The sequence below is a fragment of the Kitasatospora purpeofusca genome, assembly GCF_036010405.1.
GTDB classification, from domain to species: domain Bacteria; phylum Actinomycetota; class Actinomycetes; order Streptomycetales; family Streptomycetaceae; genus Kitasatospora; species Kitasatospora purpeofusca.
In genome coordinates this window covers 1512242-1538912 of sequence record NZ_CP108561.1, presented here as the reverse complement: position 1 = coordinate 1538912, position 26671 = coordinate 1512242, and the positions used below count along the sequence as shown (strand labels likewise).

At 75.1% G+C, this 26671-nt stretch carries 10 protein-coding genes and 1 pseudogene; 9 read left to right on the top strand and 2 right to left on the bottom strand.

Annotated features, from left to right (window positions below; translation table 11 throughout):
* Positions 1-22 precede the first annotated feature (22 nt).
* The 5 genes and pseudogenes from OG715_RS06665 to OG715_RS06645 all read left to right on the top strand — a co-directional run.
* Positions 23-12917 (top strand): annotated as a pseudogene (locus OG715_RS06665) (type I polyketide synthase); the annotation flags it as partial.
* Between the two features lie 398 nt (positions 12918-13315).
* The gene (locus OG715_RS06660; protein ID WP_266276489.1) at positions 13316-19351 is read left to right on the top strand and encodes a type I polyketide synthase; all 6036 of its coding nucleotides are present in this window, start codon (positions 13316-13318) and stop codon (positions 19349-19351) included.
* A gap of 94 nt (positions 19352-19445) precedes the next feature.
* Positions 19446-20216 (top strand): SDR family NAD(P)-dependent oxidoreductase, encoded by a 771-nt coding sequence (locus tag OG715_RS06655; RefSeq protein WP_266276491.1) that lies wholly within the window; start codon positions 19446-19448, stop codon positions 20214-20216.
* A gap of 92 nt (positions 20217-20308) precedes the next feature.
* Positions 20309-20728: an ester cyclase gene (locus OG715_RS06650; protein ID WP_030398551.1), complete on the top strand. Its 420-nt coding sequence runs from the start codon at positions 20309-20311 to the stop codon at positions 20726-20728.
* 119 nt (positions 20729-20847) lie between these two features.
* On the top strand, positions 20848-21258 hold the full coding sequence (locus OG715_RS06645) for a nuclear transport factor 2 family protein (protein WP_266276493.1): 411 nt from the start codon (positions 20848-20850) through the stop codon (positions 21256-21258).
* 65 nt (positions 21259-21323) lie between these two features.
* Here the strand turns inward: OG715_RS06645 and OG715_RS06640 are convergent, their stop codons facing one another.
* Both OG715_RS06640 and OG715_RS06635 read right to left on the bottom strand, forming a co-directional pair.
* Positions 21324-21752, bottom strand: coding sequence for a TipAS antibiotic-recognition domain-containing protein (locus OG715_RS06640; RefSeq protein WP_266276495.1), 429 nt, complete (start codon positions 21750-21752; stop codon positions 21324-21326).
* A gap of 176 nt (positions 21753-21928) precedes the next feature.
* Complete coding sequence (locus OG715_RS06635; RefSeq protein WP_266276497.1) at positions 21929-22240, bottom strand: hypothetical protein; 312 nt, start codon at positions 22238-22240, stop codon at positions 21929-21931.
* A gap of 80 nt (positions 22241-22320) precedes the next feature.
* Between OG715_RS06635 and OG715_RS06630 the strand changes: the two genes are divergently transcribed.
* From OG715_RS06630 to OG715_RS06615, 4 genes are all read left to right on the top strand, one after another.
* On the top strand, positions 22321-23205 hold the full coding sequence (locus tag OG715_RS06630) for a LysR family transcriptional regulator (protein ID WP_266276499.1): 885 nt from the start codon (positions 22321-22323) through the stop codon (positions 23203-23205).
* A 134-nt stretch (positions 23206-23339) separates the two neighbouring features.
* A complete protein-coding gene (locus OG715_RS06625) occupies positions 23340-23795 on the top strand; it encodes a VOC family protein (protein WP_266276501.1) in 456 nt (151 codons plus the stop codon).
* A 198-nt stretch (positions 23796-23993) separates the two neighbouring features.
* Positions 23994-25673: an ABC transporter substrate-binding protein gene (locus OG715_RS06620; protein WP_266276502.1), complete on the top strand. Its 1680-nt coding sequence runs from the start codon at positions 23994-23996 to the stop codon at positions 25671-25673.
* Positions 25670-26665: an ABC transporter permease gene (locus OG715_RS06615; protein ID WP_266276503.1), complete on the top strand. Its 996-nt coding sequence runs from the start codon at positions 25670-25672 to the stop codon at positions 26663-26665. The genes OG715_RS06620 and OG715_RS06615 overlap by 4 nt, the downstream gene beginning before the upstream one ends.
* Positions 26666-26671: the final 6 nt, after the last annotated feature.

Here is a 26671-nt window from a genome sequence, read left to right as displayed (position 1 = left end):
CACCAACGAGCAGAAGCTGCGCGACTACCTCAACAAGGTTGCCGCCGAGCTGCACCAGACCCGCCGCCGCCTGCGCGACGCGGAGGCCCGCGCCGCCGTCACCGACCCCGCCGCCGCCGCCGACGGCGGGACCGGGGCCGAGGAGCCGATCGCCATCGTCGGCATGGCCTGCCGCTTCCCCGGCGGCGCCGACACCCCCGACGAGCTGTGGCGGCTGGTCACCGAGGAGCGCGACGTCGTCGGCCCCTTCCCCACCGACCGGGGCTGGGACCTCGACCACCTCTACGACCCCGACCCCGACCGGGCCGGCCGCAGCTACGCCCGTGAGGGCGGATTCCTCTACGACGCGGGCGAGTTCGACGCCGACTTCTTCGGCATCTCGCCCCGCGAGGCGCTCGCCGCCGAACCCCAGCAGCGCCTGCTGCTGGAGACCGCCTGGCAGGCCCTGGAGGACGCCGCGATCGACCCGGCGGCCCTGCGCGGCACCCGCACCGGCGTGTTCGCGGGCGTCATCGCCCAGGAGTACGGGCCGAGCATGCACCACCTGCCCGCCGAGCAGACCGACGGCTACGTCCTCACCGGCACCACCACCTCCGTCGCCTCCGGCCGGATCGCCTACACCCTCGGCCTGGAGGGCCCGGCCGTCACCGTCGACACCGCGTGCTCCTCCTCGCTGGTCGCGCTCCACCTCGCCGCCCGCTCGCTGCGCTCCGGCGAGAGCTCGCTCGCCCTGGCCGGCGGCGCCACCGTGCTCGCCGCGCCGGGCATGTTCATCGAGTTCAGCCGCCAGCGCGGACTGGCCGCCGACGGCCGCTGCAAGCCCTTCGCCGCCGCCGCCGACGGCACCGGCTGGGGCGAGGGCGCCGGCCTGCTGGTCCTGGAGCGGCTCTCCGACGCCCGCCGCAACGGCCACCGGGTGCTCGCCCTGCTGCGCGGCTCCGCCGTCAACCAGGACGGCCGATCCAGCCAGCTCACCGCCCCGAGCGGCACCTCGCAGCAGCGGGTGATCCGGGCGGCGCTCGACTCCGCCGGCCTCACCGCCGCGGACGTGGACGTCGTCGAGGCGCACGGCACCGGCACCCGGCTGGGCGACCCGATCGAGGCGCAGGCGCTGATCGCGACCTACGGTGCAGGGCGGGCCGAGGGCGCATCGCCGTTGTGGCTGGGTTCGGTGAAGTCGAACATCGGTCACACCCAGGCCGCGGCCGGTGTGGCGGGTGTGATCAAGTCGGTGCTGGCGATCCGGCACGGGGTGCTGCCGCGCACGCTGCACGTGGACGAGCCCTCTCCGCACGTGGACTGGTCGGCGGGCACCGTCGAGCTGCTGACCGAGCAGCGCGAGTGGCCGGCGCTGGAGCGTCCGCGCCGCGCCGCGGTGTCCGCGTTCGGTGTCTCCGGCACCAACGCCCACGTCATCGTCGAGCAGGCCCCGGCGGAGGAGACCGCGCCGGTCGAGGCCGCCCCCGCCCCCGCCGTCCTCCCGTACGTGCTCTCCGCCCGCACCCCCGAGGCGCTCACCGCCCACGCCGCCCGGACCGCCGACCGGCTGCCCGGCACCCGGCCCGTCGACGCCGCGTTCACCCTGGCCACCGGCCGGGCCGCGCTCGACGAGCGCGCCGTCGTCGTCGCCCCTGCGGCCGACGCGGCGGAGGCCCTGCGCACCCTCGACGGCCCCGGCGTCGTCCGGGGCCGCGCCGCCACCCCCGGCCGCACCGTCTTCGTCTTCCCCGGCCAGGGCTCCCAGTGGGCCGGCATGGCCGCCGGACTGCTCGACACCGAACCCGCCTTCGCCGCCGCCCTCACCCGCTGCGCCGAGGCCCTGGCCCCGCACACCGACTGGTCGCTGCTCGACGTCGTCCGCGGCGCCGCCGACGGCCCCGACCCGGACCGGGTGGACGTCGTCCAGCCGGTGCTGTGGGCGGTGATGGTCTCGCTCGCCGAACTCTGGCAGACCTACGGCGTCCGCCCGGACGCCGTCGTCGGCCACAGTCAGGGAGAGGTCGCCGCCGCGTACGTCGCGGGCGGCCTCGACCTCGCCGACGCGGCCCGGATCGTCGCCCTGCGGGCCAAGCTGCTCGCCCGGATCTCCCACCGCGGCGGCATGGTCTCCGTGCCGCGCCCGCTCGCCGAGGTCGAACGGCGGATCACCGCCTGGCCCGGCCGACTCTCCATCGGCGTCGTCAACGGCCCGCAGGCCACCGTCGTCTCCGGCGACCTCGACGCGCTCGCCGAACTCACCGCCGCCTACACCGCCGAGGGCGTCACCACCCGACCGGTCAACATCGACTACGCCTCGCACTCCACGCAGACCGAGGCGCTGCGCGAGGAACTCCTCGGCCTGCTCGCCGACCTGCGCCCGCGCACCGGCACCGTGCCGCTGCTGTCCACCGTCACCGGGGAGTGGCAGGACACCGGCGCCCTGGACGCCGGTTACTGGTACCGCAACCTGCGCCACACCGTCCGCTTCGAGCAGGCCACCCGCCGGCTCGCCGAGACCGGGCACACCGTGTTCGTCGAGGTCTCCCCGCACCCGGTGCTCACCGGCGCGATCGAGGACACCCTCGACGCCGTCGGCCCGGCCGCCACCGCCTCCGCCGTCGTCACCGGCTCGCTGCGGCGCGGGCAGGGCGGCCGCGAGCGCTGGCTCACCTCCGTCGCCGAGCTGTCCGTGCGCGGCGTGGCCGTCGACTGGACGGCGGCCTTCGCCGACGCCCGGCCCGCGCACGCCGAACTGCCCGGCTACCCGTTCCAGCGGCAGCGCTACTGGCTGGACGCCAGCCGCTCCCCGGAGCTGGCCGCCGCCCCCGGCGGACCCGCCGGGGACAGCCTGTTCTGGGACCTCGTCGGCGAGCAGGACGCGGGCCGCCTCGGCGAGGCGATCGGCGTCGACGGCGACCGGCTGGTCCCCGTGCTGCCCGCGCTCGCCTCCTGGTGGGACCGGCGCCGCGCCGCGACCGCCGCCGACGGCTGGCGGCACCGCGTCGTCTGGCGGCCCGTCGGCACGCCGACGGCGACCGCGACCGCCGCCGAGGGCCGCTGGCTGCTCGTCCTCCCGGAAGGCCCCGACAAGGCTCTCGACGAGGCCGACCACCCCTGGGCGACCGCGCTCACCGAGGCCCTCGCCGCCCACGGCGCCACCGTCCGGCCGCTCACCGCCGGCGTCGACCGGCCCGCCCTGGCCGCCGAACTGGCCCGCCTGACCACCGAGGACGGCCCGCTCACCGGCGTCGTCTCCCTGCTCGGCCTGCGCCCCGGCGCCCACCCCGAGCACCCCGAACTCCCCTGGGCGCACGCCGCCCAGGTCGCCCTGGCCCAGGCCCTCGACGAAGCGGCCGCGCCCGCCCCCGTCTGGTACCTCACCCGGGGCGCCGTCAGCACCGGGCCCGCCGAATCCGCGACCGACCCCGTCACCGCTCCCGAGCACGCCCTGACCTGGGGCTTCGGCGCGATCCTGGCCGCCGAGCAGCCCGCCCTCCACGGCGGCCTGATCGACCTGCCCGCCGAGCCCGACCGGCACACCTGGCAGCAGGCCGCCGCCCTGATCGCCGACCGCTCGCCGGACCGGGAGACCGAACTCGCGCTGCGCCCGGCCGGCGCCTTCGCCCGCCGCCTGGCCCCCGCCGCGCCGTCCGCCCCGGCTGACCGGCCCTGGGAGCCGCGCGGCACCACCCTCATCACCGGCGGCACCGGCGCCCTCGGCGGCCATGTCGCCCGCTGGCTGGCCGCGCGCGGCGCCGAGCACCTGCTGCTGGTCGGCCGGCGCGGGGCCGACGCCCCCGGGGCCGCCGTGCTGGAGGCCGAGCTCGCCGCCCTCGGCACCCGGGTGACCTTCGCGGCGGCCGACGTCGCCGACCGCGAGCAGCTCACCGCCGTCCTCGCCGGGATCCCCGCCGAACTGCCGCTCGGCGCGGTCGTCCACACCGCCGCCGCCCTGCACGACGGACTGCTCCCCACCCTCGGCGCCGACCGGCTCGCCGCCGCCCTGCGCGCCAAGGCGGGCGCCGCCCGGCTGCTGCACGAGCTCACCGCGGACCTGCCGCTGACCGCGTTCGTCCTGTTCTCCTCGCTCGCGGGCGTCGCCGGCATCCCCGGCCAGGCCAACTACGCACCCGGCAACGCCTACTTGGACGCCCTCGCCGCCGAGCGACGGGCCGCCGGACTGCCGGCCACCTCCATCGCCTGGGGCCACTGGGCGGGCGCGGGCATCGCCGCCGACGGCGCCGAACGGCAGCTGCTCCGGCACGGCCTCGCCTCGCTGCCGCCCGCGCAGGCCGTCGAACTGCTCGGCGCCGCGCTGGACCACGGAGACAGCCACCTGGTCGTCGCCGACGTCGACTGGGCCGCACTGTTCCGGGGCCGCGACCAGCGCCTGGTGGTCGAACTCCTGCCCCGCGAGAGCGCGGCCGGTCCGGCCCAGCAGGGCGCCGCAGGCACCGCCGCCGAGGCCGACCTCGTCGCCCGGCTCGGCGCGCTGCCCGCCGCCGAGCGCCGCCGCAGCCTGCTCGGCGTCGTCCGGGCCGAGGCCGCGGCCGTGCAGCGGCACCGCTCGGCGGACGCCGTCGACCCGGCCAGGGCCTTCCAGCAGCAGGGCTTCGACTCGCTGACGGCCGTCGAGTTCCGCAACCGCCTCGGCGCGGTCACCGGCCGCCGGCTGCCCGCGACCGCGGTCTTCGACCACCCCACGCCCGCCGCGCTCGCGGACTGGCTGGCGGACGAGCTGTGGGGCGCGGCCGACGCCGACCCGCAGACCGACCGGACGGCCGCCCCGGCCCCCGGCGCGGCCGTCGACACCGATCCGATCGTCATCGTCGGCATGGCCTGCCGCTACCCCGGCGGGGTCGCCTCGCCCGAGGACCTCTGGCGGCTGGTGGCCGACGGCGTGGACGCGCTCACCGAGTTCCCCGCCGACCGCGGCTGGGACCTCGACGCCCTGTACTCGCCCGAGGACCGCGACAAGCCCGGCACCTCCTACTCCCGGCACGGCGGATTCCTCGACGGCATCGGCGAGTTCGACGCCGAGTTCTTCGGCATCCCGCCGCGCGAGGCCCCCGCGATCGACCCCCAGCAGCGGCTGCTGCTGGAGACCACCTGGGAGCTCTTCGAGCGGGCCGGCCTCGACCCGACCGCCCTGCGCGGCAGCCGGACCGGCGTCTTCGCGGGCATCTCCGGCCGCGACTACGCGAGCGGCGCCCAGCACGTCCCGGCGGAGCTGGAGGCCTACCTCGGCATCGGCAACGCGGGCAGCGTCGCCTCCGGCCGGATCTCCTACACCTTCGGCTTCGAGGGCCCCGCGGTGACCGTGGACACCGCCTGCTCCTCCTCGCTGGTGGCGCTGCACCTGGCCGCGCAGTCGCTGCGCTCCGGCGAGTCGGACCTCGCCGTCGCCGGCGGCGTGCTGCTGATGACCACCCCGACCACCTTCGTCGAGTTCTCCCGCCAGCGCGCGATGTCGCCCGACGGGCGCTGCAAGGCGTTCGCGGCGGGTGCGGACGGGACGGGCTGGGCGGAGGGTGCCGGCCTGCTGCTGGTCGAGCGTCTGTCGGACGCGCGTCGCAACGGGCACGAGGTGCTGGCGGTGCTGCGCGGCAGCGCGGTCAACCAGGACGGCGCCTCCAACGGCCTCACCGCCCCCAGCGGTCCTTCGCAGCAGCGGGTGATCCGTGCCGCACTGGCCAACGCGGGCCTCAAGGCCGATGAGGTCGACGTCGTCGAGGCGCACGGCACCGGCACCACCCTCGGTGACCCGATCGAGGCGCAGGCGCTGATCGCGACCTACGGGCAGCAGCGTTCGGCCGAGCAGCCGTTGTGGCTGGGTTCGGTGAAGTCGAACATCGGTCACACCCAGGCGGCTGCGGGTGTGGCGGGTGTGATCAAGTCGGTGCTGGCGATCCGGCACGGGGTGCTGCCGCGCACGCTGCACGTGGACGAGCCCTCGCCGCACGTGGACTGGTCGGCGGGCACCGTCGAGCTGCTGACCGAGCAGCGGCAGTGGCCGGCGCTGGAGCGTCCGCGCCGCGCGGCGGTGTCCGCGTTCGGTGTCTCCGGCACCAACGCCCACGTCATCGTCGAGCAGGCCCCGACGGAGGAGTCCGAGCCGGTCGAGGCCGTTGAGCCGACGGTGGACGGTGCGCTGCTGCCCTTCGTGGTGTCGGCGCGCTCGCCCGAGGCACTGCGCGAACAGGGTTCCCGAGTAGCGGAGTTGGCCATCACCGCCGATCCGGCGGACCTCGCCCAGTCGCTGGCCGTGGGCCGGGCGGCGTTGGAGGAGCGGGCGGTGGTGCTGGGTGATCCGGCGGCGCTGCGTGATCCCGAGGGCGCCGATGTGGTGCGCGGGGTGGCGGGTTCGGGGGGTCTGGCATTCCTGTTCTCGGGTCAGGGGTCCCAGCGGGTGGGTATGGGGCGTGAGTTGTACGCGTCGCAGCCTGTCTTTGCCGAGTCCTTCGATGCGGTGGCGGGGGCGTTGGGGCTGCCGTTGGCGGAGGTGATCGCCTCGGGCGAGGGGCTGGACGAGACGGGGTGGACGCAGCCGGCGCTGTTCGCGGTCGAGGTGGCGCTGTTCCGTCTCTTCGAGTCGTGGGGTGTACGGCCGGACTTCGTCGCGGGCCACTCGATCGGTGAGCTGGCGGCCGCGCATGTGGCGGGGGTGCTGTCGCTGGAGGACGCGGCGGTGCTGGTGGGTGCGCGGGCGCGGTTGATGCAGGCGCTGCCGGGTGGCGGTGCGATGGTGGCGCTGGAGGCGACGGAGGAGGAGGCCCGGGCCGTCCTGGCCGACGGCGTGGACGTCGCGGCCGTCAACGGGCCCCGTTCGGTGGTGGTTTCGGGTGACGAGGCCGCTGTCGAGAGTGTCAGGGAGCACTTCGCGGACCGGCGCACCCGCCGGCTGCGGGTCAGCCACGCGTTCCACTCGGCCCACATGGACGGCATGCTGGACGAGTTCCTCGCAGTCGCGCAGACCCTGACCTTCCGGCACCCCGAGATCCCGGTGGTCTCGAACCTGACCGGCCGGGTGGCGAGTTCGGAGGAGATCACCGACCCGGAGTACTGGGTGCGCCAGGTCCGCGGGGCCGTGCGCTTCGCCGACGTGGTCACCGCCCTGGCCGCCGAGGGTGCGACGACCTTCGTCGAGCTCGGCCCCGACGGCACCCTGACGGGCCTTGTCGGCGCCACGCTGGACGAGGCCGTCACCGCCGTCCCGGTCCTGCGCCGGGAGCGGCCCGAGCAGCGGTCGGCGCTGACGGCGCTCGCCCGGATCCACGTCCAGGGCCACCACGTCGACTGGACCGCCCTGTTCGGCGGCGGGCACCGCCCGAGGCTCGCCCTGCCCACCTATCCGTTCCAGCGCCGCCGCTACTGGCTGGAGCCCGCCACCCGGACCGCCGCCGACGCGCGCGGACTCGGCCTGGCGGCCGTCGACCACGCCGTGCTCGGCGCGGCCGTCGCCCAAGCCGACTCGGAGGGCGTGCTGCTCACCGGCAGCCTCTCCCTCACCACCCACCCCTGGCTCGCCGACCATGTGGCACTGGGCACCGTCCTGGCGCCCGGCGCGGCCCTGGTCGAGCTGGCGATCCGGGCGGGTGACGAGGTCGGCGCGAGCACCCTGGACGAGCTGGTGATCGAGGCCCCGCTCGTGCTGCCCGAGCGCGACACCCTGCACCTGCACGTGGCGGTCGGCGCGCCGGACGGGACCGGCGCGCGTCCGGTCACGATCCACTCCCGGCCCGCGCCCGCCACCGCTGCCCAGGCCGCCCCGGTCGTCGTGGACGGCGCCTGGACCCGGCACGCGAGCGGCCTGCTGTCGGCCGACCGGACCGGCCCGGCCGCGCCCACCGCCTGGGCGCCCGCCGACGGCGCCGAGCACCTCGCCCCCGAGGAGGCGTACGAGCTGCTGGCCGCCGTCGGACTCGACTACGGTCCGGCCTTCCGAGGGCTGCGCGAGGTCTGGCGGGACGGCGCGACGCTGCACGCGCACGCCGTCCTGCCGGAGGCGCTGACCGGCGACGCCGGCCGGTTCGGCCTGCACCCCGCGCTGCTGGACGCCGCCGCCCAGCTGCCTGCCCTCGACGGCGCGGACCGAGACCCGGGCGACGACCCCGCCGACGGCGACCCGGCCGCCGCCCGCACCCGCCGACTCCCGTTCGCCTACCGGGGCGTCACCCTGCACGCCGCCGCCGCGACGGAGCTGCGGGTGCGGGTCACCGCGACCGGATCCGACTCCTACCGACTGGAGGCCACCGACCCGGCCGGCCGCCCGGTGATCACCGTCGAATCGCTGGTCACCCGGCCGGTCCTGACCGACCGGCTGGGCGTCGAGCCCCTCGTCGGACGGGACACCCTGTTCGCCGTCGACTGGCCGGAGGTGGCGGTCGCTTCCTCGGGCGGGGCACCGGGTGAGGCACCGGGCGAGGTGCTGCGGGTCGACGGGGAGGTGACGGAGACCCTGGCGGCCCTTCAGTCCTGGCTGGCGCAGGACACCGGCGAGGGCGACCCGCTCGTCGTGCTGACCCGGCAGGCCGTGGCCGTCGACGGGTCGGAGACGCCGGACCTGACCGCCGCCCCGGTCTGGGGTCTGGTGCGCTCCGCGCAGTCGGAGAACCCGGGCCGGATCGTGCTGGTCGACACCGACGGCACCGAAGCCTCGGAAGCCGCCCTGGCGGCGGCCGTGGCCGGCGGCGAACCGCAGTCGGCCCTGCGCGAGGGCCGGGTACGGGTCCCGCGCCTGGTCCGGGTCACCGTCCCGGAGACCCCGGCACGGGAGTGGGACCCGGAGGGCACGGTGCTGATCACCGGTGGCACCGGGACCCTGGGCGCCCTGCTGGCCAGGCACCTGGTCACCGAGCGCGGTGTCCGTCATCTGCTGCTGCTGTCCCGCCGCGGCGCCGACGCGCCAGGCGCGGCCGAGCTGCACACCGAACTCGCCTCCCTCGGCGCGGAGGTGACGATCGCGGCCGCCGACACCGCCGACCGCGGGTCCCTCGCCGCCGCGATCGCGGCCGTCCCGTCCGCCCACCCGCTGACCGCAGTCGTCCACACGGCAGGCGTCCTCGACGACGGCGTGCTGACCGCCCTCACCCCCGAGCGCCTGGCCGCCGTCTGGGCGCCCAAGGCCGACGGCGCCCGCCACCTGCACGAGCTCACCCGCTCCCACGACCTGGCCGCGTTCGTCCTCTACAGCTCCGTCGCCGCCACCCTCGGCAGCCCGGGGCAGGCGAGCTACGCCGCCGCGAACACCTACCTCGACGCGCTCGCCGCCCACCGGCGCAGCATCGGCCTGCCCGCCCAGTCCCTGGCCTGGGGGCAGTGGGCCGAGGCCAGCGGCATCACCGAGCACCTCAGTGCCGCCGACCACGCCCGACTGGCCCGCTTCGGCATCCGGCCGATCGGCTCCGCCGAGGGCATCCGCCTGTTCGACGCCACCCAGCGGCTGGGCGACCGGGCGGCCCTGGTGCCCGCCCCGCTCGACCTGGCCGCCGTCCGGGCCCAGCAGGAACGGACCCAGCACGAGGTGCCGCCGCTGCTGCGCGGCCTGGTCCGGCCCGCCCGGCGCACCGCCGGTGCCGCACCCCACGGCACCGCCGCTGCCGCTCCCGGCGCGGACGGCCGGGGCGCCCTCGCCCAGCGGCTCGCCGCCCTGCCCGACGACGCCGAACGGCAGGCGGAGCTGCTCCGGCTGGTCCGCGCCGAGGTGTCCGCCGTGCTCGGCACCGAGGCCGAAGCGGTCGGCGCCCAGCGGTCGTTCACCAGCATCGGCGTGGACTCGCTGTCCGCCGTCGAGCTGCGCAACCGGGTCGCGGCCGCCACCGGCCTGCGCCTGTCGGCCACCCTGGTCTTCGACCACCCCAACCCGACCGCGCTCGCCGAACACCTGCGGACCGAACTCGTCGGCGCCACCGCCGCTCCGGTGCCCGTGGCGAGCACCTCCGCCCCGGCCCGGCCCGCCGTCGAGGACGACCCGGTCGTCATCGTCGGCATGGCCTGCCGCCTGCCCGGCGGCGTGGCCACCCCGGACGACCTGTGGCGACTGGTGAGCGAGGGCCGGGACGCCGTCACCGACTTCCCGGACGACCGCGGCTGGGACCTCGACTCCCTCTACGACCCGGACCCCGACAAGCCCGGCACCTCCTACACCCGGCACGGCGGGTTCCTCGACCGGCCGGCCGAGTTCGACGCCGAGTTCTTCGGCATCTCGCCCCGCGAGGCGATCGCCACCGACCCGCAGCAGAGGCTGCTGCTGGAGACCACCTGGGAGGCCCTGGAGAGCGCGGGCATCGACCCGACCGCCCTGCGCGGCAGCCGGACCGGCGTCTTCGCCGGGGTGATGTACCACGACTACGCGCCGCGCGTCCGCGAGGTGCCGGCCGAGCTGGAGGGCTGGCTCGGCAACGGCACCGCCGGCAGCGTGGCCTCCGGCCGGATCTCCTACTCCTTCGGCTTCGAGGGCCCGGCGGTGACCGTGGACACCGCCTGCTCCTCCTCCCTGGTGGCGCTGCACCTGGCCGCCCAGTCGCTGCGCTCCGGCGAGTGCGACCTCGCGCTGGCCGGCGGCGTGGCCGTGATGTCCACCCCGACCACCTTCGTCGAGTTCTCCCGGCAGCGGGCCCTGTCCGCCGACGGCCGCTGCAAGGCGTACGCGAACGCGGCGGACGGCACCGGCTGGGGCGAGGGCGTCGGGCTGCTGCTGGTCGAGCGGCTCTCCGACGCGCGCCGCAACGGCCACCCGGTGCTCGCGGTGGTCCGCGGCAGCGCGGTCAACCAGGACGGCGCCTCCAACGGCCTCACCGCGCCCAGCGGTCCTGCTCAGCAGCGGGTGATCCGGGCGGCGCTGGAGCGGGCCGGGCTCGGCGCGGCCGACGTGGACGCGGTCGAGGGCCACGGCACCGGCACCACCCTCGGCGACCCGATCGAGGCACAGGCCGTGATCGCCACCTACGGGCAGCAGCGGCCGGCCGAACAGCCGCTCTGGCTCGGTTCGTTGAAGTCCAACATCGGCCACACCCAGGCCGCCGCCGGCGCGGCGGGCGTGATCAAGATGGTCCAGGCGATCCGGCACGGGGTGCTGCCCCGCACCCTGCACGTGGACGAGCCCTCGCCGTACGTGGACTGGTCGGCGGGCGCCGTCGAACTGCTCACCGAGCAGCGGGACTGGCCGGAGCTCGGGCGGCCGCGCCGCGCGGCCGTCTCCTCCTTCGGGGTGTCCGGCACCAACGCGCACGTGATCATCGAGCAGGCGCCCGACCTGGCGCCGGTCATTGCTGACGGTGCTGACGCGCCCGGCCCGCTGCCCTACCTGGTCTCCGCCCGCACCCCGGCCGCGCTGCTTGCCCAGGCCGCCCAGGTGGCGGAGCTGCTCCCGGCGACCGACGGCCGGGACCTCGACGTCGCACACGCCCTGGCCACCGCCCGCGGCGCGCTGGAGGAACGGGCCGTCGCCGTCGGCGACCCGGAGGCCCTGCGGGCGCTCGCCGCCGGGGATCCGGCCGCCGCCCTGGTGACCGGCACCGCCGACGTCACCGGCCGCACCGTGTTCGTCTTCCCCGGCCAGGGCTCCCAGTGGGCCGGGATGGCCGTCGAACTCCTCGACACCGCACCGGTGTTCGCCGCCAGGATCGAGGAGTGCGCGGCCGCCCTGGCCCCGCACACCGACTGGTCGCTGCCGGACGTCCTGCGCGGCGCCCCCGGCGCCCCCGGCCTGGACCGGGTGGACGTCGTCCAGCCGGTGCTGTGGGCGGTGATGGTCTCGCTGGCCGAGCTGTGGCGGGCGCACGGGGTGCGACCGGACGCGGTGGTCGGCCACAGTCAGGGCGAGATCGCTGCCGCCGTGGTCGCGGGCGGGCTCTCGCTCGCCGACGGCGCCCGGGTGGTGGCCCTGCGCAGCCGGGCGATCCTGGCCCTGGCCGGCGCCGGGGGCATGGCCTCGGTCGCCCTGCCCGCCGCCGAGGTGGCCGAGCGGATCGCCGACCGGGCCGACCTGCTCTCGATAGCCGTGGTCAACGGCCCGGCGGCGACCGTGGTCTCCGGCGAGCCGGCCGCGCTGGCCGAACTGGTCGACGCCTACCGGGCGGAGGGCGTCCGGGCCCGTACCATCCCGGTCGACTACGCCTCGCACTCCCCCCAGGTGGACGGCCTGCGGGCGGAGTTGGTGGAGCTGCTGGCCCCGGTCCGGCCGCGCACCGGCACCGTGCCGCTGCTGTCCACCGTCACCGGCGACTGGTTCGACACGGCGGGGCTGGACGCGGAGTACTGGGTGACCAACCTGCGCGAGACGGTCCGCTTCGAGGAGGCCACCCGGCGCCTCGCCGAGGACGGCCACACCGTGTTCGTCGAGGTGTCGCCGCACGGGGTGCTGACCGTGCCGATCGAGGACACCCTCGCCTCCGTCGGCGCCGGAAAGCGCTCGGTGGTGGCGGGCACGCTGCGCCGCGACCACGGCGGGCCGGAGCGGTTCCTGCTCTCCGCCGCCGAACTCTGGGTGCGGGGCGTGGCGTTCGACTGGTCGGCGGTCTTCGCCGGGACCGGTCCGCGACCGGTGGCGCTGCCCACCTACCCGTTCCGGCGCCAGCGCTACTGGCTGGACGCGACCGTCACCAACACCACGGTGGCCGGATCCGTGGCCGCCGCGGTCGGCACCGACGGCGCGGCCGCCGGGCCCGCGCCCTGGCTGCTCAGGCTGGAGGGCGCGGAGGGTCCGGAGGCGCGGGAGGCGGTGCTGCTCGACCTGGTCCGCCGGGAGGCCGCGGCCGTGCTCGGCCACTCCGGCATCGCCGCCGTCGCCGCCGACCGGGCCTTCCGCGAACTGGGCCTGACCTCGCTCACCGCCGTCGAACTGCGCAACCGCATCGGCGCCGGCACCGGTCTGGAGCTGCCCGCGACGCTGGTCTTCGACCACCCGACCCCGGCCGCCGTCGCCGCCCAGCTGCTCGCCGAACTCCCCGACGCTGCAGAGGCTTCGGAGGTCGACCCGGGAGCGGCCCTGGCTGCCCTGGAGCGGTCCCTCGCCGGACCGGCCGGGCCCGAGGGGGAGCGCGCCTCGGTGCTCGCCCGACTGAAGGCACTGGTGGACCGCTGGGACACCGGCGGCCTCGACGGGGCCGACGGCTCCGGGGCCGAGGGTCACGGTGACCTCGACGAACTGGACCTGGAGAACGCCACCGACGAGGAGCTCTTCGCCCTGATGGACCGCGACACCTCCCCGTCCGCCTGACCCCTCTGCCGCGCCCTCCCCGGCGGCCGTCCCTCGCGGCGGTCGCCGGGCCCCGGCTCGACACCCGGGGCCCTCACCCCGCCACCACCCGCACCACCGCACCTGCGAGAGGCACCGATGTCCAACGACCAGAAGCTCCGCGACTATCTGAAGCGCGCCCTGGCCGACGCGCGCCAGGCCAACCGCCGCCTGGAGGAGGTGGAGCAGGCGAAGCGCGAACCGATCGCGATCGTCGGCATGGCCTGCCGCCTGCCCGGCGGCGTCGCCTCGCCCGAGGACCTCTGGCAGCTGGTGAGCGACGGCGGCGACGCCATCACCGAGTTCCCCGCCGACCGGGGCTGGGACCTCGAAGCCCTCTACGACCCGGACCCCGACCACCCCGGCACCTCCTACACCCGGCACGGCGGATTCCTGGACACCACGGCCGAGTTCGACGCCGACTTCTTCGGCATCTCGCCGCGCGAGGCCCTCGCCACCGACCCGCAGCACCGGCTGCTGCTGGAGACCGCCTGGGAGGCGTTCGAGCGGGCCGGCATCGACCCGACCGCGCTGCGCGGCAGCCGGACGGCGGTGTTCGCGGGCCTGGCCGGGACCGACTACACGCCCCGGCTCCACGACGCCCCGGGCGAGTTGGAGGGATACCTCGGCATCGGCGGTCTGGACAGCGTGGCCTCCGGCCGGATCTCCTACACCTTCGGCTTCGAGGGCCCGGCCGTCACGGTCAACACGGCCTGCTCCTCCTCACTCGTGGCGCTGCACCTGGCCGCGCAGTCCCTGCGCTCCGGCGAGTCGGACCTCGCGCTGGCCGGCGGGGTCAGCGTGATGTCGACGGCGCAGGGCTTCGTCGAGTTCTCCCGGCAGCGCGGCCTCTCCACCGACGGGCGCTGCAAGGCGTTCGCGGCGGGTGCGGACGGGACGGGCTGGGCGGAGGGTGTGGGCCTGCTGCTGGTCGAACGGCTCTCGGACGCGAAGCGGTTGGGCCACGAGGTGCTGGCGGTGCTGCGCGGCAGCGCGGTCAATCAGGACGGCGCCTCCAACGGCCTCACCGCCCCCAACGGCCCGGCCCAGCAGCGGGTGATCCGCGCCGCCCTGGTCGACGCCCGGCTGTCCGCCGCCGACGTCCAGGCCGTCGAGGCGCACGGCACCGGCACCCGGCTCGGCGACCCGATCGAGGCCCAGGCCATCCTGGCCACCTACGGCCGCCAGCGCCACGCCGAACAGCCGCTGCTGCTCGGTTCGTTGAAGTCCAACATCGGCCACACCCAGGCCGCCGCCGGTGTGGCGGGCGTGATCAAGTCCGTGCAGGCGATCCGGCACGGCGTGCTGCCACGCACCCTGCACGTGGACGAGCCGACCCCGTTCGTCAACTGGTCGGCGGGCGCCGTCGAACTGCTCACCGAGCCCCGGGACTGGCCCGCCGTGGACGGCCCGCGCCGGGTCGGCGTCTCGGCCTTCGGTGCGAGCGGCACCAACGCGCACGTGATCATCGAGCAGGCCCCGGCGGAGGAGTCCGAGCCGGTGGAGGCGGCCGGGCCGACGGTGGACGGTGCGCTGCTGCCGTTCGTGGTGTCGGCGCGTTCGCCCGAGGCGCTGCGGGAACAGGGCGCCCGGGTGGCCGAGTTGGCGCTCGCGGGCGATCCGCTGGAGATCGCGCGCTCCCTGGTCGCCACGCGGGCGGCGTTGGAGGAGCGGGCGGTGGTGCTGGGTGATCCGGCGGCGCTGCGTGATCCCGAGGGCGCCGATGTGGTGCGCGGGGTGGCGGGTTCGGGGGGTCTGGCATTCCTGTTCTCGGGTCAGGGGTCCCAGCGGGTGGGTATGGGGCGTGAGTTGTACGCGTCGCAGCCTGTCTTTGCCGAGTCCTTCGATGCGGTGGCGGGGGCGTTGGGGCTGCCGTTGGCGGAGGTGATCGCCTCGGGCGAGGGGCTGGACGAGACGGGGTGGACGCAGCCGGCGCTGTTCGCGGTCGAGGTGGCGCTGTTCCGTCTCTTCGAGTCGTGGGGTGTACGGCCGGACTTCGTCGCGGGCCACTCGATCGGTGAGCTGGCGGCCGCGCATGTGGCGGGGGTGCTGTCGCTGGAGGACGCGGCGGTGCTGGTGGGTGCGCGGGCGCGGTTGATGCAGGCGCTGCCGGGTGGCGGGGCGATGGTGGCGCTGGAGGCGACGGAGGAGGAGGTCCGGGCCGTCCTGGCCGACGGCGTGGACGGCGTCGACGGTGTGGACGTCGCGGCCGTCAACGGGCCCCGTTCGGTGGTGGTTTCGGGTGACGAGGCGGCCGTCGAGAGTGTCAGGGGGCACTTCGCGGACCGCCGGACCCGCCGCCTGCGGGTGAGCCACGCGTTCCACTCGGCGCACATGGACGGCATGCTGGACGAGTTCCTCGCCGTCGCCCAGACCCTTACCTTCCACCGGCCGACGGTTCCCGTGGTCTCCAACGTCACCGGGAAGGTCGCCACCGCCGAGGAGATCACCGACCCGGAGTACTGGGTGCGGCAGGTCCGCGGGGCCGTGCGCTTCGCCGACGTGGTCACCGCCCTGGCCGCCGAGGGTGCGACGACCTTCGTCGAGCTCGGCCCCGACGGCACCCTGACGGGTCTCGTCGGCGCCACCCTGGACGAGGCCGTCACCGCCGTCCCGGTCCTGCGCCGGGAGCGGCCCGAGCAGCGGTCGGCGCTGACGGCGCTCGCCCGGATCCACGTCCAGGGCCACCACGTCGACTGGACCGCCCTGCTGGGCGACGCTCGTCCGTCCCTCGTGCTGCCGACCTACCCGTTCCAGCGCCGCCGCTACTGGCTGGAGCCCGCCGCCCGGACGGGTGACCCCGAGGGCCTCGGCCTGACGCCCACCGGCCACCCGCTGCTCGGCGCCGCGGTCGCCCTGCCCGACGGCGAGGGTGTGCTGCTCACCGGCAGCCTCTCCCTCGCCACGCACCCGTGGCTCGCCGACCACGCCGTGCAGGGGACCGTGGTCGTCCCGGGCACCGCCCTGCTGGAGTCGGTGATCCGCGCGGGCGACGAGGTCGGCGCGAGCACCCTGGACGAGCTGGTGATCGAGGCGCCGTTCCTGCTGCCCGAGCACGGCGCGCTGCACCTGCGGGTGACCGTCGGCGCGCCGGACGAGGCCGGCGCCCGCCGGGTGGCCGTCCACTCGCGGCCCGCCGCGGGTCCGGCGTTCCCGTCGACCCTCGACGACACCTGGACCAGGCACGCGAGCGGCACCCTGCTGGGCGCTCCCGCCGCCGGTCCGGTCGTCAGCCTGGAGCAGTGGCCGCCGGCCGGTGCGCGGGCGCTGGACATCGAGCACCTCTACGAGGAGCTGGCCGCCGGGGGCCTCGCCTACGGGCCTGCCTTCCAGGGGCTGCGGGCCGCCTGGCGGGACGGCGACACCTTCTTCGCCGAGGTCGCGCTGCCCGAGGGCCCGGCCGCGGAGGCCGCGCGGTTCGGCCTGCACCCGGCGCTGCTGGACGCGGCCGTCCACCTCACCGTGCACCAGCGGTTGGTCGACAGCCCGCCCGGGGTGAGCCGGCTGCCGTTCGCCTACACCGGGGTGCGGCTGCACGCCGCCGGGGCGAGCGCGCTGCGGGTCCGGCTCCGGTACACCGAGCCGGAGGTGCTGACCGTCGACGTCGCGGACGCCACCGGCGCTCCGGTCGCCTCGGTGGAGGCGCTCCGGGCCCGGCTGGTCTCCGCCGAGCAGCTGGCCCCGGCGGGCGGCGTCGACCGTGACACGCTCTTCGGGCTCGACTGGCCGGAGGTGGCGGTCGCTTCCTCGGGTGAGGCACTGGTCGAGGTGCTGCGGGTCGACGGGGAGGTGACGGAGACCCTGGCGGCCCTCCAGTCCTGGCTGGCGCAGGACACCGGCGCGGGCGACCCGCTGGTGGTCCTGAGCCGTCTCGCGGTCGCGGTCGACGGGTCGGAGACGCCGGACCTGACCGCCGCCCCGGTCTGGGGTCTGGTGCGCTCCGCGCAGTCGGAGAACCCGGGCCGGATCGTGCTGGTCGACACCGACGGCACCGAGGCCTCGCAGGCCATGCTGGCGGCGGCCGTGGCCGGCGGTGAGCCGCAGCTGGCCCTGCGCGAGGGCAAGGTGCGGGTCCCGCGCCTGGTCCGGGTGGCTGTCCCCGAGGTCGAGGCCCGGGAGTGGGACCCGGAGGGCACGGTGCTGATCACCGGTGGCACCGGGACGCTCGGCGCCCTGCTGGCCCGGCACCTGGTCACCGAGCGCGGTGTCCGTCACCTGCTGCTGCTGTCCCGCCGAGGTGCCGACGCGCCAGGCGCGGCGGAGCTGCGCACCGAACTCACCGCCCTGGGCGCGGAGGTGACGATCGCGGCCGCCGACACCGCCGACCGCGAGGCGCTCGCCGCCGCGATCGCGGCCGTCCCGTCCGCCCACCCGCTGACCGCCGTGGTCCACACGGCCGGTGTGGTCGACGACGGTGTGCTGACCGCGCTCACCCCCGAGCGACTGGCGGCCGTCTGGGCGCCCAAGGCCGACGGCGCCCGCCATCTGCACGAGCTGACGCGCGGCCACGACCTGGCGGCGTTCGTCCTCTACTCCTCCGTCGCCGCCGTGCTCGGCGGCCCGGGGCAGGGCAGCTACGCCGCCGCGAACACCTACCTGGACGCGCTCGCCGCGCACCGGCGCGGCATCGGCCTGCCCGCCCAGTCCCTGGCCTGGGGGCAGTGGGCCGAGGTCAGCGGCATCACCGAGCACCTGACCGAGGCGGACCTCCGCCGGGCCGCGCGCGCCGGACTGCGGCCGATCCCCACCGAGCGCGGGACGGCCCTGTTCGACGCGGCCGGGCGGGTCGACGCCGGCTTCCTGGTCGCCGTGCCGCTCGACCTGGCCGCCGTCCGGGCGCAGCGCGAGGTGCCGCCGCTGCTGCGCGGGCTGGTTCCGCCTGCCCGGCGCACCGCCGGTGCGGCCTCCCCGGCCGCCGCGGCGCCGACCCTGCTGCCGCGGCTCGCGGCGCTGGGCGAGGAGGAGCGGGTCGCGGCCGTCCTGGAGCTGGTCCGCACCGAGGTCGCGGCGGTGCTCGGCAGCGAGCCGGGCGCGGTGCCGGCGGGCAAGGCGTTCGACGACCTGGGCCTGGACTCGCTGTCCGCCGTCGAGCTGCGCAACCGGATCACGGCCGCCACCGGGCTGCGGCTGCCCCCGACGATCACCTTCGACCACCCGGACCCTACCGAACTCTCCACCCATCTCTCGGGGTTGATTGCCAGCGCCGGGGAAGACCCGTCGGTCGTGGCAGCCGGGAGCGCGGGCGCCGGGGGAGCCGGGGAGGCGGACGACCCCAGGAATCCGCTGTCCACGCTCTACCGCCGTCTCGCGGCCCGGGGCGGCTTCCCCGAGGCGTCGGCCCTGATCGGCGTCGCCTCCAGCCTGCGGGACCGCTTCGGCGCCGAGGAGCGGGCCGAGCGCGCGCTCAAGCCGATCCGACTCGCCACCGGGGACGGCGAGTTGGCCGTCGTCGCCTTCCCGGCGCTGAGCGCGATCTCCGGCCCGCACGAGTACGCCCGGCTCGGCCACGCCTTCGAGGGCGAGCGGGACGTCTTCGTCGTCCCCTCCCCGGGCTGGGACCCGTCCGACCTGCTGCCCGACGACCTCGACACCTACCTCGCCATGCAGACCGAGACGGTGCTCGAACTCCTCGACGACGACCGGCCGTTCGTCGTCGTCGGCCGCTCGATGGGCGGCTGCGTCGCGCACGCCGTCACCGAACGGCTGGAGGCGCGCGGCCGCTCGGTGGCGGGGCTGGTCCTGGTCGACTCCTACCCGATCGACAGCGCGGCGCGCGAGGGCATGGGGGAGTGGTGGCTGCACTCGATGCTCGGCGGCATGATCGACCGGATCGAGCAGTACGACATGGTCTGGAGCGACGCCGGCCTCACCGCCATGGGCGGCTACAACAACGTGTTCGCGGGCTGGCAGCCCGCGCCGCTCACCGCGCCGATCCTGGCGCTGCGGGCGGACACCCCGCTGCGCGGCATGGTCGTCGACACCGAGGAACGCGACAACTGGCGGGCGTACTGGCCCGTACCGCACGAGGCCCGGGACATACCCGGCGACCACTTCACCGTGCTGGAGCACGGGACCGCGACGACCGCGGACGCCGTCCGGCAGTGGCTCGAAGGTCTTGAGCGGACCGCCTCCTGAGCCGCCGGCCCCACTGAGAGTGCGAACCCCCGAGGGTGCCGCGAGGACCGCGGGCACCACCGATCCCCTGAGGAACCTGAGGAAGGACACAGGCATGACCCACCCCGTAGTACTGGTCACCGGCGCGGCGTCGGGCATCGGCGAGGCGACGACGCGGCTGTTCGCCGAGCGGGGCCACCGCGTGGTCGCCGTGGACGTCGACAAGGCGGGCCTGGACGCGCTCGCCGGTATCGACGGCGTCGTGACCCTGGCCGGTGACGTGTCGTCGGAGGAGACCAACCTCCGCGCGGTCGCCCTCGCCCAGGAGCGGTGGGGGCGGCTGGACGCGGCGGTCCTGAACGCCGGCACGGGCGGCGGCGGGCCGCTGGAGGCGCCGGGCGCGATCGACCGCTTCGACCGGCTGTTCCAGGTGAACGTGCGCAGCGTGGTGCTCGGGATCCGGGCCGCCGTACCGGCGCTGCGGGAGGTCGGCGGCGGGGCGATCGTCGCCACCTCCTCCGTCTCCGGACTGCGCGGCGACCCGGGGACCTGGGCGTACAACGCGACCAAGGCGGCGGTGATCAACCTGGTCCGCGCCACGGCCATCGACTACGCGGCGCAGAACATCCGGATCAACGCGATCGCGCCCGGCGGCACCGTCACCGGTCTGACGGCCGGGCAGGTCGCCGACCCGGAGTTCTCGGCCTTCATCACCCGCCGGATCCCGGCCCAGCGCTGGGCCGAGGCGCGCGAGCAGGCCGAGGTGGTCTGGTTCCTGGCCTCCCCGGCGGCCTCCTACGTCACCGGGGTCACCGTCCCGGTCGACGGCGGGCTGAGCGCCAACGGCGGCATCCTGCTCCCGCCGCCGGCGGCCCCGTCCCGCTGAACCACCCGTACGCCTGCACGCCTGCACGCACGCACGGACCACCGATTTCCGTTCCACCCCGATTTTCCGTCTACCGAAGAGAGCGAGAAGCCATGAGCATCGAGGCGAACAAGGCCCTGGTCGAGCGGTACTACCACGAGCTGGTCACCGGCCAGCGGGTCGAGCTGCTGGAGGAGCTGGTCGCCGAGGACGCCGCCGACGAGACCCGGGTCGGCCCGGGCGGCAGCGGCACCCGCGCGGACTTCGAGGAGCACCTGCGCTGGCTGTGGCAGAACGTCCGCGACGTGAAGGCCACCGTGGAGGACCTGGTGGCCGAGGGGGACCGGGTGATCGCGTTCTGGCGGATCGAGGGCACCCACGTCGGACCGATCTTCGGTGTGCCGGCCACCGGCCGTTCCTTCGTGGGCCACAGCATCAGCTGGTTGACGGTGCGGGACAACAAGGTCGTCCGCTACAACGTGCTCCCGGACCGCCTGGGCATCGTCCAGCAGCTGGCCCCGGCCATCGTCTGACGTCCACTCCCGACCCGGGCCCGGCCGCTTCCTTCTCCCCTTCGGCCGGGCCCGGCCCCGTCCCACTGACCACCCACTCATCCACCTGTCGCACCACCACAACCCTCAGGAGCCCGCCCATGACGACCGGTCCGACCCCGGCCGACGCCGAGGAGCTGCGCCAGCTGCTCGCCCGTTTCTCGCACGCCTTCGACAACGCCGACGCGCCGGCGCTGGCCGAGGTGTTCGCCGAGGACGGGGTGATCGAACTGACCCGCACCGGCGCGGTGTTCACCGGTCTGGAGAAGATCCGGGTGTTCGCTCGCGACCTGGGCCCGGAGCACCCGGACCACCAGACCCTGGACTCGGTCTTCACCGTCGACGAGGACGGCACGTTCCGCGGCCGCAGCCGCTACCTGGCGATCCTGCCGGACGGAAGCGTCCACAACGGCGACTACGTCGACGTCTACACCCGCACCCCGGACGGCTGGCGGATCGCCCACCGCCGCTCCGTCCCCCGCTACCCGCGCCAGCGCCACCACCGCGACTGACCCCCCGGCACCACCACCCGGCGGGTGCGCCCGGACGACGGTCCGGGCGCACCCGCCGACGCATGTCAGCGGCCGGTGCCGCCCGACGTCGCCGGAGCCCCGGATCCCGTCCCGGGGGCGAACCCGGTCCCCTGATCGGCGAACACCTTGATCGCGGCACCCAGGAACTCCACCATCCCGGGGTGGTAGGAGTCGTGGAACGCCCTCATGGCCTCGTCCTCGGCGTAGAAGAGCGACATGCCGACGTAGGCCTCCCTGGAGGGGATGTAGAACCGGCAGACGATGTCGAAGTGCCTGCGGACGAGTTCCTGGATCTCCTGGTCCCCGGGCAGGGCGCCGTCGTTCAGGAAGACCGTGATCTCCCGGTACAGGACGTCCCAGTCCTGGTGGACCCGAGCCCTGTCCACATGCTCCCAGTCGTTGGTCCCGGCCAGGCTCCTCGCCTGCTCCTCGGCCAACGACCGGCGACACTCGTCCTCGTAACTGTTCCCCATGGCACCGATTCCCGTCGTACCTCTACTTCGGCCTCCTCGGTGGATCCCCAGGAGGCCGCCGGCATGCCGACATCGACCGACCGTCGATGATCAACTGCCGATCCAGGCCGAACGGTGACAGACAGTCGCCGGCACGGCAAGCCATTTCTTGGCCCCCGCCCGCCCTACGGCCCCGGTCAGGCTGCGGAAAGGCGCAGCTTGAACGGCGGGCCGTCGGAGCCGGGCGTCCAGCCGCTCGACCGCGCTGCCCGGACACCCGCGGCGACCTCGCGCGGCAGGACGAGCTCGGCCGGCACCGTGCCCGGTTCCATGACGGCCGGTCGGCCGGTCTCCACGACGAGCACCGTCCCGGGACGGGCCGCCTCCTCCACCACGTACCCCAGGGTGCCGAGGTGGTACTCGCAGCACCGGTCGTTCCTTCGCACCCGCCAGCGGTACTCGACGCCGTCGACCACGATCCGGCGGGAACTCTTCTTCGCCAGTGCCACTCTGTTCGCCCCTCCGCGGACCGCCGACCGACGGCAGCCCTGACACCACCCGGTAAAGCACTGCCACTAGCCTACGGACCATGGAACGGCGCGACATCGAGATCTTCCTGACCCTGGCCGAGGAACTGCACTTCGGACGCACGGCCGAGCGGCTGGGGGTGAGCGGCGCCCGGGTCAGCCAGACCGTCAAGCAGTTGGAGCGCCGGTTCGGGGTGGTGCTGTTCCGGCGGACCAGTCGGCACGTCGAGCTCACTCCCGTCGGCAGCGCGCTGCGCGACGACGTCCGGGCCGGCCACCGGCGCATCCAGGAAGGCATCGCCAAGGCGGTCGCCGCCGGGCGGGGCTTCACCGGCGTCCTGCGGGTCGGATTCTCCAGCCCGCTGGTCGGCGAGGCCGTGATGGCCGCCGCCGCGGTGTTCCGCACCCACCACCCCGAGTGCGAGGTCCGCATCCGCGAGGTGCACCTGTCCGACGCCTTCGGCGCCCTGCGGGCCGGGGAGCTCGACCTTCAGATCACCGAGTTCCCGGTGGACGAGCCCGACCTCGCCGCCGGACCGGCGCTCCTGCGCGACGAACGCATGCTGGCCGTGTCCGCCGGGCACCCGTTCGCCGGCAAGGACCACGTGACCGTGGAGGACCTCGCCAGGGACACCGTCCTCGTGCCCGCGGACGCGCCCGCGTACCTGCTCGACGCCCTCGTGCCGCCGGCGACCCCGACCGGACGACCCGTCCAGCGGACGCACACGCTCACCTCGCGCCAGGAACTGCTGACCCTGGTCGGCGCTGGCGCCGGCATGGCGATCGTGGGCAGCCAGGCCGTCCGGCACCACAGCCGCCCCGACATCGTGTACATCCCGATCGCCGACCTCCCTCCGATCGCGTACGGACCGGTCTGGAGTGCCGCCGCCCTGACCACCCGCGTCCGTGCGTTCACCGACCTCCTCCGGGTGGAACCCGGTCGGTGACCGGAACGGCCGTCGACGCGCCCGGCCGACCCCGATCATTAACTCCAGGGTTAACGATCCTTTCTGATTCCGTCGTTGTTGCAGGTGGACCGGCCGCCGAGGATTGAAGCACAGCAACGGCGAAAGGAAAGACCATGGCAAACCCGGTGCCCGACGAGTACAAGGGCGGCGTCCCGTACCTCAACGTCCACGACGCCAGGGCGGCGATCGACTTCTACAAGAACGCATTCGGCGCGGACGTCCTGATCGAGATCCCGCGCCAGGGCGACAGGATCGCCCACGCCGAGTTCCGGATCGGCGGCGCCGTCTTCATGCTGCGCGACGAGTACCCGGAGTACGGCTTCCGCAGCCCGCGGACGATCGGCGGAACCCCGGTCAACCTGATGGTCTTCGTCCCGGACGTCGAAGCCCTCGCCGAACGGGCCGCGGCCGCGGGCGCGCGCGTCGTCCGCCCGGTCGAGATGCAGTTCCACGGCGACCTCCAGACCGAACTGGAGGACCCCTTCGGCCACTCCTGGTTCTTCGCCACCCGCGTCGCCGAGATGGACGCACGGGAACTCCACGACACCGCGGCCGCCGTCAACCTGTGACCGGAGCCGAGCAGGGCCGCATCCCCGGGGCCGCGCGCACCCGCCGTGCGGCCCCCGGGGGGGCGACCGCCGGGTGTGGTCCGGACGAGAGGGCCTAAGGGTGCGCTAGGGGTTCGGTAGGGGTTCGCCGCCGTCGGCCCGTCGATAGCGTCCCGGTATTCCTCCCACCACCCCTCGTACCGCGACGGAGTCACCAGCATGGCCATCACCGGGCCCCGGCCCCTTCCGCTGCTCGCCGCCCTCACCGCCGGGGCGCTGCTCCTGGCGGGCTGCAGCTCCGGCACCGGCTCCGGCGACGGTGCGGCCGCGACGGCCGGCGCCGCCGGAATCGACGAGAAGCCGGTCCAGGGCGGCGCGCTGACCTACGCCACCGACGTCGAGCCGATCTCCTTCGACATCCACGTCAGCCAGCAGGACATCACCGGCGCCATCCAGCGCAACGTCTTCGACTCCCTCGTCCACCAGGACGACAAGGGCGAGTTCCAGCCCTGGCTGGCCAAGTCCTGGGAGATCGCGCCCGACCTCAGGAGCTACACCTTCCACCTGCGCGAGGACGTCAAGTTCACCGACGGCACGGTGTTCGACGCCGAGGCGGTCAAGGCCAACTTCGACCGGATCGTCGCCAAGGAGACCAAGTCCCAGTACGCGGCCAGCCTGCTCGGCCCCTACACGGGCACCGAGGTGGTCGACGCGCACACGGTCAAGGTGAACTTCTCCGAGCCGTTCGCGCCCTTCCTCCAGGCCGCCAGCACCGCCTACCTCGGCTTCTACTCGCCGAAGGCCATCAAGGAGAACGGCTCCAAGCTCGGCGCGGGCGGCCCGGCCGGCGTCGGCACCGGCCCGTTCGTGTTCACCGGCTACACCAAGGGCCAGAGCGCCGTCTTCACCCGCAACCCCGACTACAACTGGGCGCCGCCGAGCGCCAACCACCAGGGCCCGGCCTACCTGGAGAAGCTCACCATCCGCTTCCTCACCGAGGACTCGGTCCGGGTCGGCGCGCTCAGCAGCGGACAGGTGCAGGTCGCCGAGCCGATCCCGCCGGCCGACGTGCGCACCGTCCAGGGCGACCCGAAGCTGCGCACCATCGCCACCGACGCGCCCGGCGCCAACTACGCGCTGGTGCTCAACACCACCAAGGCGCCGCTGGACGACCCGAAGGTCCGCAAGGCCGTGCAGCGCGGCATCGACCTCGACACCGACATCCAGTCCGTCTACTTCGGCGTCTACAAGCGGGCCTGGAGCCCGATCGCGCCGAGCACCCCGTACTACGACAAGTCGCTGGAGAAGTCCTGGCCGTACGACAGGGCCGCGGCCGAGAAGGCGCTCGACGAGGCCGGCTGGACGGCCCGTGACGGCGAGGGCTACCGCACCAAGGACGGCAAGCGGCTCTCGCTGGAGTGGCCGCTGCCGCCCGCCGAGTACGTGCGCGAGCAGCGCGAGACCCTCGGCCAGGCGATCCAGGCCGACCTGAAGAAGATCGGAGTCGAGGTCACCCGCCCCCGGCAGGACATCGGCACCTACATCGCCAACGTCTACGGCGGCAAGGAGCACATCGCCGACTACAGCTGGGCCCGCTTCGACCCGGACGTGCTGCGGCTCTACTTCAACAGCGCCAGCAAGCCGTCCACCGGCGGCCAGAACGCCACCTTCTACGAGGACGCCCAGCTCGACGAGTGGACCACCAAGGGCAAGGGCACGTTCGACAAGGCCGTCCGCCAGGACGTCTACACCAAGACGCAGCAGCGCGCGATCGAGCTCGGGCTGATCGTCCCGCTGTACGTCCGCACCGCGGTGGTCGGCACCGCGGCCAAGGTCCGCGGCCTGACCGCCGACCCCAACACCTGGCTCGCCTTCCACGGCGCCTGGCTCGCCAAGTGAGCACCGGAACCACCGGGTTCGCGGAGCCGGCGGACACGCCGGCGCCGGCCCGCAGCAGCGCCCCGCGCCTGCTGCGGGCCGCCGCGCGGCGGCTGCTCGGCGCGGCAGCCGTCCTGCTCGGCGCCGCCACCGTCGCCTTCGCGGCGCTCCAACTCGTCCCCGGGGACCCGGTGACCGTGATGCTCGGCCCCGGCACCGCCGCCACCCCCGAGGTCAAGGCGGCCATCCAGGAGCAGTACGGCCTGGACCGGCCGGTACCCGTGCAGTACCTCACCTACCTGGGCCACCTGGTCACCGGCGACCTGGGCGAGTCCTACCAGTTGCAGCGCCCGGTCGTCGACCTGATCGGCGACCAGCTCGGCCCGACCGTCCAACTCGGCGCCGCCGCACTCGGCCTGGCCGTCCTGCTCGCCCTGCTCGCGGCGGTCGGCACGGCCGGCCGCCGGCCCGCCCTGCGCGCGCTCAGCTCCTTCGCCGAACTGCTCTCCGTCTCCAGCCCCTCGTACTGGATCGGGATCCTGCTGCTCACCGCGTTCTCCTTCCAGCTGCGGATCTTCCCGGTCGCCGGGGACGACGGCCTCGTCGCGCTGGTACTGCCCGCCGTGACGCTGGCCCTGCCCGTCGCCGGGATGCTCGCACAGGTGCTGCGCGAGGGACTGGAGACGGCGCTCGGGCAGCCGTTCGTGCTCACCGCCCGTTCCCGGGGCGTGGGTTCGGCCGCCGTGGTGCTGCGGCACGCGCTGCGGCACGCGGCCGTGCCGGTGGTCACCCTCACCGGCTGGCTCACCGGATCGCTGCTCGGCGGGGCCGTGCTGGTCGAGTCGGTGTTCGGCCGGCCCGGCATCGGCGCGCTGACGCTCCAGGCGACCACCAACAAGGACCTGCCGCTCGTGATCGGACTGGTACTGCTCTCCGCGCTGGTCTTCGTGGTGATCTCCGCCCTCGTCGACCTGCTCTACCTCGTCATCGACCCACGGCTGAGGACCGACTGAACCGCC

Coding starts and splice junctions, on each gene's coding strand:
- OG715_RS06660 (WP_266276489.1), top strand. CDS start 13,316: ATGTCCAACGACCAGAAGCTCCGCGACTATCTGAAGCGCGCCCTGGCC.
- OG715_RS06655 (WP_266276491.1), top strand. CDS start 19,446: ATGACCCACCCCGTAGTACTGGTCACCGGCGCGGCGTCGGGCATCGGC.
- OG715_RS06650 (WP_030398551.1), top strand. CDS start 20,309: ATGAGCATCGAGGCGAACAAGGCCCTGGTCGAGCGGTACTACCACGAG.
- OG715_RS06645 (WP_266276493.1), top strand. CDS start 20,848: ATGACGACCGGTCCGACCCCGGCCGACGCCGAGGAGCTGCGCCAGCTG.
- OG715_RS06640 (WP_266276495.1), bottom strand. CDS start 21,752: ATGGGGAACAGTTACGAGGACGAGTGTCGCCGGTCGTTGGCCGAGGAG.
- OG715_RS06630 (WP_266276499.1), top strand. CDS start 22,321: ATGGAACGGCGCGACATCGAGATCTTCCTGACCCTGGCCGAGGAACTG.
- OG715_RS06625 (WP_266276501.1), top strand. CDS start 23,340: ATGGCAAACCCGGTGCCCGACGAGTACAAGGGCGGCGTCCCGTACCTC.
- OG715_RS06620 (WP_266276502.1), top strand. CDS start 23,994: ATGGCCATCACCGGGCCCCGGCCCCTTCCGCTGCTCGCCGCCCTCACC.